At 44.8% G+C, this 15,382-nt stretch carries 12 protein-coding genes; 11 read left to right on the top strand and 1 reads right to left on the bottom strand.

What is annotated here, in order from left to right:
• Window positions 1–17 precede the first annotated feature (17 nt).
• From ACTNB3_RS00820 to bilR, 9 genes are all read left to right on the top strand, one after another.
• Window positions 18–896, top strand: a complete 879-nt coding sequence (locus ACTNB3_RS00820; RefSeq protein ID WP_427818903.1) for a carbohydrate ABC transporter permease — start codon at window positions 18–20, stop codon at window positions 894–896.
• Window positions 896–1,738, top strand: coding sequence for a carbohydrate ABC transporter permease (locus ACTNB3_RS00815; protein WP_427818904.1), 843 nt, complete (start codon window positions 896–898; stop codon window positions 1,736–1,738). The genes ACTNB3_RS00820 and ACTNB3_RS00815 overlap by 1 nt, the downstream gene beginning before the upstream one ends.
• 102 nt (window positions 1,739–1,840) lie before the next feature.
• Entirely contained in the window at window positions 1,841–4,021 is a 2,181-nt protein-coding gene (locus ACTNB3_RS00810) for an alpha-galactosidase (protein ID WP_427818905.1), read from the top strand.
• 21 nt (window positions 4,022–4,042) lie between these two features.
• Window positions 4,043–6,133 (top strand): alpha-amylase family protein, encoded by a 2,091-nt coding sequence (locus ACTNB3_RS00805; protein WP_441024126.1) that lies wholly within the window; start codon window positions 4,043–4,045, stop codon window positions 6,131–6,133.
• Between the two features lie 365 nt (window positions 6,134–6,498).
• Complete coding sequence (locus ACTNB3_RS00800; RefSeq protein ID WP_441024124.1) at window positions 6,499–7,191, top strand: flavodoxin family protein; 693 nt, start codon at window positions 6,499–6,501, stop codon at window positions 7,189–7,191.
• Between the two features lie 206 nt (window positions 7,192–7,397).
• Complete coding sequence (locus ACTNB3_RS00795) at window positions 7,398–8,015, top strand: chromate transporter (protein ID WP_441016581.1); 618 nt, start codon at window positions 7,398–7,400, stop codon at window positions 8,013–8,015.
• Complete coding sequence (locus tag ACTNB3_RS00790) at window positions 8,012–8,578, top strand: chromate transporter (RefSeq protein WP_441024122.1); 567 nt, start codon at window positions 8,012–8,014, stop codon at window positions 8,576–8,578. The genes ACTNB3_RS00795 and ACTNB3_RS00790 overlap by 4 nt, the downstream gene beginning before the upstream one ends.
• Before the next feature lie 279 nt (window positions 8,579–8,857).
• Window positions 8,858–9,847 carry a phosphate acetyltransferase gene (gene pta / locus ACTNB3_RS00785; protein WP_427806315.1) on the top strand — a complete coding sequence of 330 codons (990 nt, stop codon included), beginning with the start codon at window positions 8,858–8,860 and terminating at the stop codon, window positions 9,845–9,847.
• A gap of 187 nt (window positions 9,848–10,034) precedes the next feature.
• Window positions 10,035–12,059, top strand: a complete 2,025-nt coding sequence (gene bilR / locus ACTNB3_RS00780) for a bilirubin reductase, long form (RefSeq protein WP_441024119.1) — start codon at window positions 10,035–10,037, stop codon at window positions 12,057–12,059.
• A 69-nt stretch (window positions 12,060–12,128) separates the two neighbouring features.
• On the opposite strand, the gene ACTNB3_RS00775 is transcribed toward bilR, so the two are convergent.
• A complete protein-coding gene (locus ACTNB3_RS00775; RefSeq protein WP_441024117.1) occupies window positions 12,129–13,079 on the bottom strand; it encodes a dipeptidase in 951 nt (316 codons plus the stop codon).
• Window positions 13,080–13,433: 354 nt separating this feature from the next.
• Here ACTNB3_RS00775 and glnA point away from each other — a divergent pair, with 354 nt between their 5' ends.
• Both glnA and ACTNB3_RS00765 read left to right on the top strand, forming a co-directional pair.
• Window positions 13,434–14,765 carry a type I glutamate--ammonia ligase gene (gene glnA, locus ACTNB3_RS00770; RefSeq protein ID WP_441024115.1) on the top strand — a complete coding sequence of 444 codons (1,332 nt, stop codon included), beginning with the start codon at window positions 13,434–13,436 and terminating at the stop codon, window positions 14,763–14,765.
• Between the two features lie 54 nt (window positions 14,766–14,819).
• Complete coding sequence (locus ACTNB3_RS00765) at window positions 14,820–15,368, top strand: ANTAR domain-containing response regulator (RefSeq protein WP_441024112.1); 549 nt, start codon at window positions 14,820–14,822, stop codon at window positions 15,366–15,368.
• Window positions 15,369–15,382 lie beyond the last annotated feature (14 nt).

Below are 15,382 nucleotides of genomic sequence, written 5' to 3'. Positions count from 1 at the left end.
AAAGGGGGAACCGGAATATGGATAAAAAAGGAATGACAGGACGGAAACGTACGTTTCTCGCAATCACAATCCCGATCATGTTATTATTCTTCTGTTTTAATACTTTACCGTTGATTCAGGGTGTTATTTACAGTTTTACAAACTTTAAAGGATATGGAAGCTTCGACTGGGTCGGACTTCGTAACTATATCGATCTGTTCCAGGATTCCCGTGTGGGAAACTCTTACCTGTTTACATTTAAGCTTGCAATTACAGCAACTATCGTGGTAAATGTGATCAGTCTTATGCTGGCAATGGGACTGAACAGTAAGATCAAATTCAAAAGCGCACTTCGCGGTGCATACTTTGTACCAAATATTCTTGGTGCATTGGTTGTTGGTTACATCTTTAACTATTTCTTTACATATATTCTTCCGGCATTCGGCAAGATGATCGGAAGCGGAACGCTTGGTTCCAGTATGCTGTCCAATGAGAAGCTGGCATGGGTTGCGGTTGTAATTGTATGTGCATGGCAGTCCATTGCGATGAACACGATTATTTATATTTCCGGTCTGCAGACAGTGCCGGAGGATGTATACGAGGCCGGTTCCATCGACGGAGCGACAGGATGGAAGAAATTCAAGAATCTGACCTTCCCTCTGATCCTTCCGTTCTTTACTATCAACATGGTGCTCTGTGTGAAGAACTTCCTGATGGTGTTCGATCAGATCATGGCATTGACGAAAGGCGGCCCTGCACAGAGTACAGAATCCATCTCCTACCTCATTTACCAGAATGGTATGGGCGGCGGACAATTTGGATTTCAGAGTGCCAACGCGGTAATCTTCTTTATAGTAATCGTTGGAATTTCCGTATTCCAGCTTGGAGTATTAGGTAAGAAGGAGGAGCAGTTATAATGAAGAAAAAAGTAAATCAAAAAGTAAACTGGCCGGTTACGATTTTGCTGATCCTGGGGCTGATTACAGTTGCATTTCCGCTTTATATGACAATTGTGATCGCATTCAAACAGCCGTCAGAAATGACGAACAGTATCAGCGGAATCCTTTCTCTTCCTAAGAGCTGGAGTCTCTCCAACTTCGCGGAAGCCATGAGAGTCACCGATTTCTGGCATTCTTTATTTAACAGTATCCTGATCACTGTACTGACGGTTGTGATCTCCATTGTGATCCACTCCCTCATCGGATACGCGATTGGTAGAAATAAAGGACACAGCAAATTTTATAATTTTGCATATCTCTACATCGTCAGCGGTATGTTCGTACCCTTCGCAATCCTGATGATGCCTCTGGTAAAACAGACTGCGCGTCTCGGGCTTGCGAACTGGGTTGGCGTGATCATCCTTTATGTGGTATTCTATATGCCGATGAACGTACTTCTTTATTCCGGCTATCTGGTAAATATTCCGATGGCACTGGAAGAAGCCGCTTATGTGGACGGCGCGACAACATGGCAGACTTATTGGAAAATCATTTTCCCGATCATGAAGCCAATGCATGCGACTGTTGCAGTTCTGACCGCACTCGGAACATGGAATGACGTTATGACTCCGCTTGTCATTATGTCAGGTTCCGGTATGACAACCCTCCCACTGGCACAGATGACATTCCAGACGCAGTTCGGAACCAATTTTAATCTGGCATTTGCGTCCTACTTGCTGGCACTTCTGCCAATTCTGATTTTCTATCTGATCTGTCAGAAACAAATACTAAATGGTGTAGTAAATGGGGCTGTAAAATAAGAATCAAATGTATATAATATAAGGTGAAAGTAAGGGTCAAAATTAATTTTGGCCCTTGCGCTGTAACAACAAAAATATGGCAATTACAAATGGAGAGACAGCATGAGCATTATTTTTGAAGAGAAGACAAGAATATTTACATTAGACACAAAAGAAACGACATACCAAATGCAGGTAGATGCATACGGATATCTTCTTCATCTTTATTATGGAAGGAAAGCAAAAGGATGTATGGATTACCTTATTACTTGCGCTGACAGAGGCTTTTCGGGAAATCCGTATGAGGCGGGTGAGGATCGTACCTATTCGATGGATGCGCTCCCGCAGGAGTATCCCTGCAGAGGAACGGGCGATTATCGGAGTACGGCATTGATTGTCCGTGACGGCGCGGGAATCACGGGAAGTGATCTTAAGTTTCGTGGATATGAAATAAAAGATGGAAAATACAGTCTTCCGGGGCTCCCGGCAGTCTATGCTTCGGAGAAGGAAGCCGAAACTTTGGAAATTGATCTTGTGGATCCGGTAAACGGATTGGAAGTGACTTTATTATATGGTGTTCTTCCGGAGGAGAATATCATTACCAGAAGTGTCATAGTCAAAAATGCGGGGAAACATAAGCTTTATCTGGAAAAAGTGCAGTCTGCCTGTCTTGACTTTGTAGGAGGAAGATATGATGTAATCAGCTTCTATGGGCGCCATGTGATGGAACGAAATTTCCAGAGAAGCGAAGTGCTGCATGCAAATACAGTGATCGGAAGCCGCAGAGGCGCATCCAGCCATCAGTACAGTCCGGTAGTCATTCTTGCAGGACACGAGACAACCGAATCACATGGAAGCTGCTATGCGATGAACTTTGTTTACAGTGGTGAATTTAAGGCGGAAGTTGAGAAAGATCAGTATAATCAGACGAGAATGCTGATGGGGCTTCAGGATGAAGCATTCTGTTATCCGCTCGACGTGGGTGAAAGTTTCTTCGCACCGGAAGTAATCCTTACTTATACGGATCAGGGACTGAACCGTCTTTCTCAGAATCAGCACGCATGTATCCGGAAACATATTTGCAGGGGAAAATATAAGAATCAAGTGCGGCCGGTGCTTCTGAACAGCTGGGAAGCCTCTTATTTTGATATTACAGGCGAATCTCTCTGCCGGCTTGCCAGACATGCCAAAGAAGCCGGAATCGAAATGCTGGTCATGGATGACGGATGGTTTGGCAAACGGAACGATGACAACAGTGGTCTGGGAGATTGGTATGTCAACGAAAAGAAACTGGGAATGCCATTAAGTGAACTGATTCAGAAAGTCAATGCAGAAGGCTTGAAATTCGGAATCTGGGTGGAACCGGAGATGATAAGTGAAGACAGTGATCTGTACCGCGAGCATCCGGATTGGGCTTTTGCGATACCAGGCAGAAAGCCTGTTCGAAGCAGAAATCAGCTTGTACTTGATTTTTCACGTAGGGACGTGGTAAATTATATCTATGATAAAATCTGTGAGGTACTTGATCAGGGAAATATAGAATATCTAAAATGGGATTACAACCGTAGTATTGCAGAGGTCTACTCGGCAGCGGCAGGTGAGCAGGGAAGAGTCCTCTATGATTATATACTTGGACTTTATGATTTCCTGGAGCGTCTTGTGAACCGCTATCCGGATATGCTGATTGAAGGATGCAGCGGAGGAGGCGGCAGGTTTGATGCGGGGATGTTATATTATACACCGCAGATCTGGTGCAGTGATAATACCGATGCGGCAGACCGGATTCGGATTCAATATGGAACTTCATTCGGGTTCCCGGTTTCAGCGGTGGGTTCTCATGTATCTGCAGTTCCGAACCATCAGACAGGCAGAACGATGCCGATGAATACAAGAGGCGTTGTGGCAATGGCCGGAACCTTTGGATATGAGCTTGATCTGGGCAAACTCGGCAGTGAAGAAAAAGAAGAAATCCGCAGACAGATTCAGGATTATCATAGATATGCAGATCTGATTCAGAACGGAACCTATTTCCGCCTGACCAATCCCTTTGAAGATGAGACGGGAGCATGGGAGTTTGTCTCAGAGGATCGAAGTGAAGTCCTGTTAAATATCGTGATGCTTGAGATGCATGGAAATATGACTGCTTCTTATGTCAGACTTCAGGGGCTGGACGAAGATGCCATGTATAGGAATCAGACTACAGGTGCGCTTTATAGCGGGGCGGCACTGATGGATGCGGGAATTCCGGTTCTGGCAAGTATGAGTGAGTACCAGGCGATACAGATTTATCTGGTGAGAAACTGATAGAGAAAGGACGTTAATATTATGGTTAATGCAGATACAGTATTTCAGAAAAGGATGAATAAACACCACGATGAATTAAAATGGCTCTATATGGAGTTGTACCATAATGAAGATATGTTCGCAGAATTATGTTCTCAGATGTATGAATATTATACCAACCGGCATGAATCTCTGAAAGAGAGAGATCTGATCCGGGAAGAGAATCCGGGATGGTTCAAGAAGAACGATATGCTGGGAATGATGATGTACATCGATAATTTTGCAGGCAATTTGAAAGGTGTGAAGGAGAAACTTTCCTATCTGGAATCATGTAATGTAAACTGTATCCATCTGATGCCGTTTCTGGATTCCCCGAAAGGAAAATCCGACGGAGGATATGCAGTCGCCGATTTTCGTAAGGTGAAGCCTGAGCTTGGAACGATGGAGGATCTGGCTGATCTGGCGGAGGATTGTCATAAGAGAGAGATGAATCTCTGCATGGACTTTGTAATGAATCACACTTCAGAGGACCATGAATGGGCGGTAAAGGCAAAGAACGGTGACGGAGAATACATGAGCCGTTATTTCTTCTATAATAATTATGATATCCCGAGAGAATTTGAAAAAACGGTTCCGCAGGTGTTCCCGACAACCGCACCGGGGAATTTTACATGGGTACCGGAAGCCGGACATTTTGTAATGACGACATTTTACCCGTATCAGTGGGATCTGAATTATCGGAATCCGCGGGTATTCAACGAAATGATGTATAATTTCCTGTTCTTCGCAAATCAGGGAATGGACATCATCCGGATCGATGCAGTTCCTTATATCTGGAAACAGCTCGGAACCCCGTGCAGAAACCTGCCGCAGGTACATACCATTGTCCGTATGATGCGCATGATCGGTGAGGTCGTCTGCCCGAGTGTGGCACTTCTCGGTGAAGTAGTTATGGAACCGGAGAAGGTAGTTCCGTATTTTGGTACGGTAGAAAAGCCGGAATGTCATATGCTTTACAACGTAACAACCATGGCGACCACATGGAACAGTGTGGCAACCAAGGATACACGCCTGCTGAAGCAGCAGCTTGATATCGTGAACAGCCTTCCGAGAGAATATACCTTCCTGAATTATCTCCGTTGTCATGATGATATCGGGTGGGGACTTGATTTCGGCACGCTGAGATCATGGGGAATGAAGGAAGTGGATCACAAACGGTTCCTGAATGATTATTTCACAGGTAAATTCGAGGGAAGTCCGAGCCGCGGAGAACTCTACAACGATGATCCTGTCACACAGGATGCAAGATTCTGCGGAACAACAGCTTCCATGTGCGGAGTAGAAAGCGCCGGATTTGAACAGAATGCTCAGAAAATGGAAGAAGCTATCCGCATGGACCTGATGCTTCATGCCTATATGCTCTCCCAGTCCGGTATCCCAATGCTGTACAGCGGAGATGAAATCGGACAGGTCAATGATTATACTTATAAGAAAGATCCGGATAAATGCGTAGACAGCCGCTATATTCACCGCGGCGCGTTCCGGTGGGATCTTACAGAAAACTGCCAGAATCCGGATACTGTCCAGGGAAAAATCTTCCGGGCATTGTCGAAACTGGAACAGATTCGTAAAAACGAAGCAATTTTCGATGCTTCCGCCAATGTATATACTTACGACGTTCATGATACCGCGATACTTGGCATCATGCGTGAAAAAGATGGTGAGAAATTCTACAGCTTCTACAATTTCAGTGACCAGGAAAGAACTGCATGGATGTACGAAGAAGAGGAATATGAGAACCTGATGACCGGAGAAAAAACAGAGCTCAAAGATATCAGGATTCCGGCACATGACTTTATCTGGGCGATGACTGCGAAGGATAAAGATGAGATGGAAGAAGATGTGGCGGAAGAAGCTATAGCGGAAGCAGTTGTGGCGGAAGACGTTATAGAGGAAAAGCCGATCGCGGAAGAAAGTGTAATAGGTGACGCGGCAGAAGAATCTTCGGAAACAGTGACTGCGCCATTAGAAGAAAAAAAAGAACCTGTGAAGCCGGTTTCAGTTCCGAACAAGAACAAAAAGATCAGAAATGTAAGTAAAAGAAGAGCGGCAAAAAAACATAATAAAGTATAGTAATGCCTAAATGAACAGCCAGTCTGCAAACTTGCCGGCAGATTGGCTGTTTTTTGATTGCCGCAATCTAATGACTATAAAATTGACACATCCATCTTCATTATTTACCTATCAGCATCAAAAGAAATTAAGTAAAATATAATTGAAAATTATGTGGATATGAATATCTGGGCTGTACCTATGTCGGTACGTTGGAAAAAGGGGACAATTTTGGTATTCGGGTTATGGATGGCGACAATCTTTCAAAGATGTTGAAACCATATGAAGAAATGGGAATGCTGTCCGACGAAGTGAAAGCTGATTTGAAACAATTTTACAGAGAACATAGAAGATAGATAGAGTGCGAAGGGAAGCGTTATTTAATTATGAAAATTGTAATATTATACGGGCAAAGTCATAAAGGAAGCACTCACATGGTGGCTAGAGAGCTGGCAGATAAAGTCGGCGGCGAGATTGATGAGTTCTTTTTGCCGCGAAATTTCAATAAGCACTGCACGGGGTGTTTTACCTGTTTTCAGACAGAATTATCGAAATGTCCGCATTACAAAGAACTGGAGCCGTTAGAAAAGGCAGTTCTCAGCGCGGATCTCATTATCCTGGCAAGTCCGGTTTATGTATACTATGCTTCCGGTCAGATGATGAGTTTCCTGGATCATTTCGGAACCTGGTGGATGATTCACAGACCAAGGCCGGAAATGAGCAGAAAGCAGGCAGTTGCGATCAGCACGGCTGCCGGAGGCGGAATGAAAAGTACGGTAAAGGATATGGCGGACAGTCTTGAAATGTGGGGAATCTCAAAAGTGTACCGTCTGGGAATCGGTGTTCAGGCAGCGAGACCGGATGAAATTCCGGACGGGATTAAGAAGAGTATCCATAGGAAAACGGATAAGATGGCTGGGCAGATTCGGGAAAATGCAGGAAAACAGGGATGCAACAGGCGCGCAAAAATGTGGTTCTATTTGATGCGCATGGCTCATAAGCATTTTGCGCCGATGGAACCGGATTACGGATATTGGGAAGAACGGGGCTGGCACGGAAAGAAGCGGCCCTGGAAATAAAAGATCAAGTCAGCGGGAGGATGGAACTGGACCGAAAAGTATATCGGTGTGAAAACAGCAGTTTGTATTAAAACGGTAATAATTGTGTAAAATGATTTACAGAAACGTAAAAATAGTATAGCAGGTATTGCTAATTCGGAAGTTGATTGGTAAAATAACAGAGAAAACGATATCACAGAAAAGAGACATTAGAAATGAGGTAAAGAATGAACAGTCTGAATGAATGCAATGATAAGAAGATTCCGGGAAGCATTATTCCGGACCTGTTTTTGTCCTTTTTTAAAATAGGCTTATTCACTTTTGGCGGCGGTCTTGCGATGCTTGCACTGATCGAGGAACAGTGTGTAGAAAAGAAGCATTGGATTACGCACGATGAAATGATGTATGTGACAATCATAGCAGAATCAACACCCGGACCGATTGCAATAAACTGTGCAACCTTTGTGGGATATCAGCAGGCGGGACTATCAGGAGCCCTTGCCGCAACAGTCGGAGTCGTTCTCCCTTCATTTTTCATCATTTATCTGATATCTATGTTTCTGAACCAGTTTTTGGAAATCAAAATTATCGCAAATGCATTCAAAGGAATCAAGGCTGCAGTCGGAATCATCATTCTGGATGCGGCAGTCATGATGATACGCAAGATGAATAAAGACAGGATCACGCAGGGAATCATGCTCGTGTCGTTTGCGGCCATGTTTCTGATCCAGATATTCTCCTGGAACTTTTCTTCTATCAGCCTGATGATTATTGCAGCAATTTTCAGTCTTGCGCTTTATCAGATCAATGTGATACGCCATGGAAAGGAGAAAAGAGAAAAATGATTTATCTTGAGCTTTTCCTGGCATTCTTGAAAGTGGGATGTTTTTCTTTCGGAGGTGCATATGGTGCGATTTCTCTGATACGTGACGTTGTTCTGACGCATGGCTGGCTCAGTGAAGAAACGCTGACCTATATGATTGCCGTTAGCGAAAGCACGCCTGGTCCGATCATGGTGAATCTTGCGACCTATATCGGCCTCAGCCAGGCTGGTATATCGGGAGCAGTTTTGGCAACATTTGCAGTCGTTCTCCCTGCATTTGTGATTATTCTGCTGTTTGTAGCTGCCTTAAAGAGAGTATGGAATCATGGCTGTGTACAAGCCGTCATCGGAGGCCTGAAGCCCTGCGTCATCGGAATCATCCTCGCAACAGGAGTAACCATGATCCTGGGAAACTGCATCCGGTTGGAGGAAAATGTGACGGCAGACATACGTTCTGTCATCGTCACGGTCATTCTCGGAGCTGTTCTTTTTATCTTTAAATATCTGTTGAAGAAAAAGATTTCTCCAATGTGGATCATTCTATGTTCTGCGATCCTGGGAATCATAATATGGGAAATCAGGTGACCGCGTCAGCCAGTCACCCGTCCCGTCAGTCAATATACCGGAACAACCAGGTGTCTCACAAGACCGTGGAAAACGCCGGCACTTAATGGCAGCAGCCGCATAAGCGGCGCCCTGGCATTTAGTACCGCGGCGTTTTCCCCCGAGCGAAAGCAGGTCTTGTGAGACACCTGGTTGTGGATAATTTTCGATACAATCCCATTTCCCCATTCCCATTCCCCCAAAAAAGTGATACAGTATAAGAAAAAGAATTGTAAATGTTTTCTCAAGGAGGAAGAAATAATGGCAAAGAATATTTTCGAGCCTATGATGGCAAAATTGAAAGCAGATCCGAAAAAGATCGTATTTACCGAAGGAACCGATGAAAGAATTCTGGAAGCATCTTCTCGCTTACTTCAGGACGGTTTCCTTACACCTGTTCTGGTTGGAAAAGTTGAAGAAGTAAAAGCCGCTGCTGAAAAATTCGGATTTGATATCACCGGAGCAGAGATCGTTGATCCGGATAACTTTGATAAATTCGATGAGATGGTTGAACTGTTCTGCGAACTTCGTAAGAAAAAAGGCGTGACACCGGAGCAGGCAAAAGAAGTATTAAGCCATGCAAACTATTTCGGAACCATGCTGGTTAAGATGGGACTTGCTGATTCTCTTCTTGGAGGAGCAACCTACTCTACAGCTGATACCGTTCGTCCGGCTCTTCAGGTTATCAAGACAAAACCGGGCAACAAGATCGTTTCTTCATGCTTCATTCTTGCGCGTCCGACAGCAGACGGAGAGAATGAGATACTTGCAATGGGAGACTGCGCGATCAACCTGAAACCGACCGAAGATGATCTGGTTGAGATCGCCGGAGAGACCGCTGCATGCAGTAAATTATTCGGCATCGATCCGAAGGTTGCATTCTTAAGCTACTCTACACTCGGATCCGGAAAGGGAGAAGATGTAGACAAGATGCGCAATGCTACCGCAAAAGCAAAAGAACAGTTCCCGGATCTTGCAATCGACGGAGAATTACAGTTCGACGCTGCTGTTTCACCACGTGTAGCCCAGACAAAATGCCCGGACAGCAAAGTGGCAGGACATGCAAACGTATTTATTTTCCCGGATATCAATGCAGGAAATATCGGATACAAGATTGCGCAGCGCCTCGGCGGATTTGATGCATACGGACCGATCCTTCTCGGACTGAATGCCCCGATCAATGACCTGTCCCGCGGATGTAACGCAGACGAAGTTTACGTAATGGCCATCCTGACAGCCGCACTTGCTTAATTTTCAAAAGTACGTGAATCGAGCTCTCTTTCTGATGAGGAAAGGGAGCTTTTCTTCTACTGGGATTCCGAACAATGGTATTCTACTCTGTTATTATATTTTCTAATAGTGATAGCGTAACACAGATGAACATGTTAAAATATAAACAAAGATTCTCTGAAATACAAGTCTAGAAAAGAGGTAGAAAATGAGTAAAGAGTCATTATTACTGCAGCCATTAAAAGTAGGAAATCTGACATTAAAGAACCGTATCATGTTCCCGCCGCTTACTACCGGATATGAAGAGCGGGACGGATCGATCGGGGAGCGGAGTTTTCATTTTTATGAAAGACTGGCAAAAGGGGGAGCTTCTTATGTCGTGATCGGAGATGTAGCTCCGGTCAATACTGCATCGCCGACGCCGAAGCTGTTTGATGACCGTCAGATTCCGGCATTCAGAAAACTGGCAGATGCAATGCACGTATATGATTGTAAGCTTGCATTGCAGCTATTCCATCCGGAATACGATGTGCCGGGTGTAGGAAAGATGATCCAGGGTTCCATGATGGCAATGAAAGAGGCTGAAGCTGCCAAAGCACAGGGGGACATGGAGGCTTTCGGAGTTAAGATGAAGGAAGCGGGACAGCTCCGCAATGATGCCTATGCGAAACTGCACCATGACATGCAGCATTTTGTTTCGGAAGCAACTGTAGAACAGTTGGAAGAGATCAAGAAATCCATCGCAACATCCGCAAGAAGAGCGGCTGAGGCCGGAGTGGATGCGATCGAGGTTCACGGAGACCGCCTGCTGGGTTCCTTGTGCTCAACCGTTCTGAATCACAGAACCGATGAATATGGAGGAGCATTTGAGAACCGTATCCGCTATGCATTGGAAGTGGTTGCGGCAATCAAAGAAGCGGCGCCGTCTCTGATGGTGGAATATAAGCTCCCGTTCATTACGATCAACGCGGATGGAAGTGACCGTGGAAAAGGCGGACTTTATGAATCGGAAGGTATTGAATTTGCAAGAAGACTGGAAGCAGCAGGAGTGGATATGATCCAGGTCGCTCAGGCAAACCATACCGGAAATATGGGCGATACTATTCCTTCTATGGGAACCGTTCCATATAACTGGACTCTTCCGATTGCAAAGAAGGTAAAAGAAGTGGTATCGATTCCGGTTGCAACGGTAGGACGAGTGGTGAATGTGAAAAATGGAGAGGAGATTCTTGCAAATGGCGAAGCAGATATGATCAGCTACGGAAGATCCCTGCTCTGTGATCCGGATATTGCGATTAAGATTGAGAAGGATGAACCGATCCGTGAATGCCTGAACTGTAATAAGGGATGCGTAGATGCAATCCAGAATCGCCGTTATATTTCCTGTGTACTTAATGCGGAAAATGGAGACGAGGCAACCATTTTCATTAAACCTGCAGAAGAGAAGAAGCATGTTGTGATTGTCGGAGCAGGTATTGCCGGACTGGAAGCGGCACGTGTGGCAGCAGTTCGCGGACATCAGGTAGACGTTTATGAGAAAGCGGATCATATCGGAGGCCAGATCCATCTTGCAGCGGTACCGCCGAGAAAGAGCGAGATCCTTCGTTCCGTTGAATATTTTGAGAGAATTTTGCCGGAACTTGGGGTAACGATCCATCTGAATACGGAATGTACCAAAGAAATTATGAATGGTGCAGATGCTGTGATCGTGGCAGTCGGTGCACATGATTTCATCCTTCCGGTGCCGGGAGCAGACAGTGAAAACGTCGTATCTTCGTGGGATGTTTTGAGTGGAAAAGCAGAAGTCAAAGGCCACTGTGCTATCATCGGCGGCGGTCTTGTCGGAACGGAGACTGCAGAATATGTACTGGAGAAAGGCTGTCAGGTATCGGTGATTGAAATGCTGGATCAGATTGCAAATGGAGAATCATCCACCATTCTTCCGATTATCATGAAAGATTTTGCACAGCATGATGTAAAACAGTATGTCAATACAAAAGTCAACCGTATCGTCAACGAAGGAAAGACGATTCTTGCTACGGATACAAAGGAAGAAAAAGAAATTTCCATAGATTGTGATACGATTATTATGGCAGTAGGGTCCAAGAAAAATGAGTTGGATATGGAAGGCGTTACTGTACCTGTTTATTACGCAGGAGATTGCTCCGGAGATAGAACGGCCAGCATTGCAGAAGCAGTTCGTGCGGGATATGCGGCTGCAAATGAAATTTAACGAGAAGATTAGGGGGCGACATTACAATCGCCCCTAATTGTGTAAAAATAATAAAAAATACATCCTATGCTATATATTTTTCAATACCCGCTCTGCATTCTTATAACAGATTGCATCGATTTCACCGGAAGTAAAGCCCGCCTTCTCGAGAGACGGAAGAAGAAGCGGCATATCCTGACATCCGGCAAGTTCCATTTCACAGCTCATTCCGTCGAAATCACTTCCAAGGGCAGCAATATCAATGCCTCCTACATTTACAATATGGCGCAGATGCGCTGCGATTACATCGGCACTGCAGATTCCGTTATCCTGCAAAAATGTACCGTAGAAATTCACACCGACAAGTCCCTGACGTTCTCCGATCTGACGGATCATCTGGTCGGTTAGATTCCGGGAATGACCGCAGAGAGAGCGGCAGCAGGAGTGACTGGCGACGAACGGCTTACGGGTATTTAGATATACATCTTCAAAACCGGCATCGGAAAGATGCGATACATCGATCAGCATACCGAGCCGTTCCATTTCTCCAATCACCTCCAGACCGAAAGGCTTCAGACCGGTTCCACTCTGGGAGGACATGTTGTGGGGAAATCCCAGTTCATTTTCATAGTTCCAGGTCAGCGTGATCAGGCGTATTCCTTCCTCGTAAAGCGTGTACAGACGGCTCATGTCATTTTCCAGAATACCGCCTTCTTCTACTGTGAGAAAACAGGAAAGCTTTCCGGCGGATTTGTTGCGCAGATAATCATCAAAAGAAAAGGCGCAGGATACCTCAGCGTGTCTGTCGGCGCTACTTTTTAGAAGACGGATCATCTGTAATGCATCTGTGTAATGGCTTTCACTTATCGGAGTCTGCTTCCGGTTGAGAAAGCAGGCGAAGAACTGGGCCAGAGCACCGGCCTTGTGCAGTCTGGAAAGATCAATGTGTCCGCGGTTTTCCCACGGGGTTTCATCCGGAAGCGTGTCTTCCTGCGTGTAGAGACGATAGAGTGTATCACAGTGGAGGTCAATGTAGTTCATGATCAAATCCTTCTTTCTATTCAGAATAAATGTCCATATACTGTATTTAGTATACTTTATGAAGAATGGCTTGTAAAATGAAATTGCAATATATAGTGCGAAACTGGTATAATACGGTTAGATACCGATCAGGAAAACGGAAAGAGGAATAAGGAATGCTGTATGTGTAGAGGATTTTGGAAAATAATTCCAAAACTTCGTCACAATGCCACGTTGACAATCGAAAGCGTGGTTTAATATAATAAAATAAACAAGGGCGTTTTCTGATAGGGAAAGAGCGCCCTTTTTTCAATATCAGAGAGTTTAGTATTATCAAAATGCAGTCTGTTTTTCAGTATGGAGGAATACATAATTATGAGAAATTATACAAGAAAAGATATTCTGCGTCTGGTGGAAGAAGAAGATGTCGGATTTATCCGTCTGCAGTTTACTGACATTTACGGTACATTGAAAAATGTGGCGATCACTACAGGACAGCTTGAAAGAGCATTGAATAATGAATGCATGTTTGACGGATCTTCAATTGAAGGATTTTCGCGGATCGAAGAATCAGACATGTATCTTCGGCCGGACCTGAATACATTTACCATTTTCCCATGGCGGCCGCAGCAGGGAAAAGTGGCAAGATTTATCTGTGATATCTACCGTCCGGACGGAACAGCGTACGAGAGCGACCCACGCCAGGTTCTGGAAAATGTAATTCGGGAAACCGAAGAAATGGGATATCAGTTTGTAGTCGGACCTGAATTTGAATTTTTCCTTTTCCATCAGGATGATGATGGAACACCGACGACAACAACGCATGAGAAGGCGGGATATTTTGATCTTGGGCCACTCGATCTGGGAGAAAATGCGAGAAGGGATATGGTGCTCACACTGGAGGATATGGGAATAGAGATTGAGGCATCCCATCATGAAATGGCACCGGCGCAGCATGAGATCGATCTGAAATACGAGGAAGCGCTTGAAACTGCGGATAATATGGTTACGTTCCGGATGGTTGTGAAAACAATTGCCAAACGTCACGGATTACATGCGACCTTTATGCCAAAACCGAAATACGGAATCAATGGTTCCGGAATGCACCTGAATATGTCACTTTCCAGAGATGGAGAGAATATTTTCTCGGATGAAAATGATGAACATGGTCTGAGCCAGGAAGCTTATTATTTCATCGGCGGACTCATGAAGCATATCAAGGCGATTACATTTATCACGAATCCTCTGGTAAATTCTTACAAACGTCTTGTACCCGGATATGAAGCACCTACTTATATTGCGTGGTCGGCAAATAATAGAACACCGCTGATCCGGATTCCGGAATCCAGAAGGAGCGGTAAACGAATCGAGCTGCGAAGCCCGGATGCATCTGCAAATCCATATCTTGCACTTGCGGTTTGTCTGGCAGCAGGAATGGAGGGAATCCGTGAAAAAATTCTTCCTCCAAAAGAAATCAGTCAGAATATTTTTGAATTGAATGAAGAGGAGAAAAAGGCGCTTGGCATTGAATGTCTCCCGGGCAGCCTTATGGAAGCGGTAGAAGAATTTGAGAAAGATGCTTTTATCCAGAAGGTACTTGGAGAGGAACTTTCCCAGAAATTTATCAAAGCAAAAAAAGCAGAGTATGACAGATACCGCAGTCATGTATCGGAATGGGAAATGAATGAGTATCTGCAGAAATATTAGAGCTCCTTACCAAGTAGCATTTGTATAGGCGAAAAGAGTGAGGAGGCTGGTATAATGAGTAGTATTATTGTTGTATTTCCCAAGAAGGAAAATGCGACGAATATTCGAAATATACTGGTACGAAACGGATTTGGTGTGATGGCGGTCTGTACGACCGGTGCACAGGCGATCCAATATGCAGATGATCTTGATGATGGGATTATAGTTTGTGGGTATAAATTATCGGATATGCTATATACTGAATTGAGAGAGTATCTGCCGGAGACATTTGAGATGCTGTTGGTTGCATCACCGGAGAAATGGCATGATGGCCGGATTCCGGGTGTGATCGGCCTTGGGACGCCCATCAAAGTATTTGATCTTGTAAATACGATGGAAATGCTGATGCGCACGATGGAGCGGCGCAGAAAGAAACGCAAGGCCGACCTGAAGAACAGAAACCCGAAGCAGCAGGCATTAGTGAAGCAGGCAAAAGAGCTTCTGATGGAGCGAAATCATATGACAGAGGAAGAAGCACACCGCTATCTGCAGAAATGCAGTATGGACAGCGGAACGAATATGGTGGAGACAGCTCAGATGGTACTTAGTATTATGGCAGAATAGGAGTTGGCAGGAGC

It is taken from the genome of Bariatricus sp. HCP28S3_D3 (genome assembly GCF_052065755.1).
Taxonomy (GTDB): Bacteria; Bacillota; Clostridia; order Lachnospirales; family Lachnospiraceae; genus Allocoprococcus.
The sequence above is the reverse complement of the archived record's forward strand: the minus strand, read 5'-3'. Positions and strand labels throughout refer to the sequence as shown.

Coding starts and splice junctions, on each gene's coding strand:
- ACTNB3_RS00820 (WP_427818903.1), top strand. CDS start 18: ATGGATAAAAAAGGAATGACAGGACGGAAACGTACGTTTCTCGCAATC.
- ACTNB3_RS00815 (WP_427818904.1), top strand. CDS start 896: ATGAAGAAAAAAGTAAATCAAAAAGTAAACTGGCCGGTTACGATTTTG.
- ACTNB3_RS00810 (WP_427818905.1), top strand. CDS start 1,841: ATGAGCATTATTTTTGAAGAGAAGACAAGAATATTTACATTAGACACA.
- ACTNB3_RS00805 (WP_441024126.1), top strand. CDS start 4,043: ATGGTTAATGCAGATACAGTATTTCAGAAAAGGATGAATAAACACCAC.
- ACTNB3_RS00800 (WP_441024124.1), top strand. CDS start 6,499: ATGAAAATTGTAATATTATACGGGCAAAGTCATAAAGGAAGCACTCAC.
- ACTNB3_RS00795 (WP_441016581.1), top strand. CDS start 7,398: ATGAACAGTCTGAATGAATGCAATGATAAGAAGATTCCGGGAAGCATT.
- ACTNB3_RS00790 (WP_441024122.1), top strand. CDS start 8,012: ATGATTTATCTTGAGCTTTTCCTGGCATTCTTGAAAGTGGGATGTTTT.
- pta (WP_427806315.1), top strand. CDS start 8,858: ATGGCAAAGAATATTTTCGAGCCTATGATGGCAAAATTGAAAGCAGAT.
- bilR (WP_441024119.1), top strand. CDS start 10,035: ATGAGTAAAGAGTCATTATTACTGCAGCCATTAAAAGTAGGAAATCTG.
- ACTNB3_RS00775 (WP_441024117.1), bottom strand. CDS start 13,079: ATGAACTACATTGACCTCCACTGTGATACACTCTATCGTCTCTACACG.
- glnA (WP_441024115.1), top strand. CDS start 13,434: ATGAGAAATTATACAAGAAAAGATATTCTGCGTCTGGTGGAAGAAGAA.
- ACTNB3_RS00765 (WP_441024112.1), top strand. CDS start 14,820: ATGAGTAGTATTATTGTTGTATTTCCCAAGAAGGAAAATGCGACGAAT.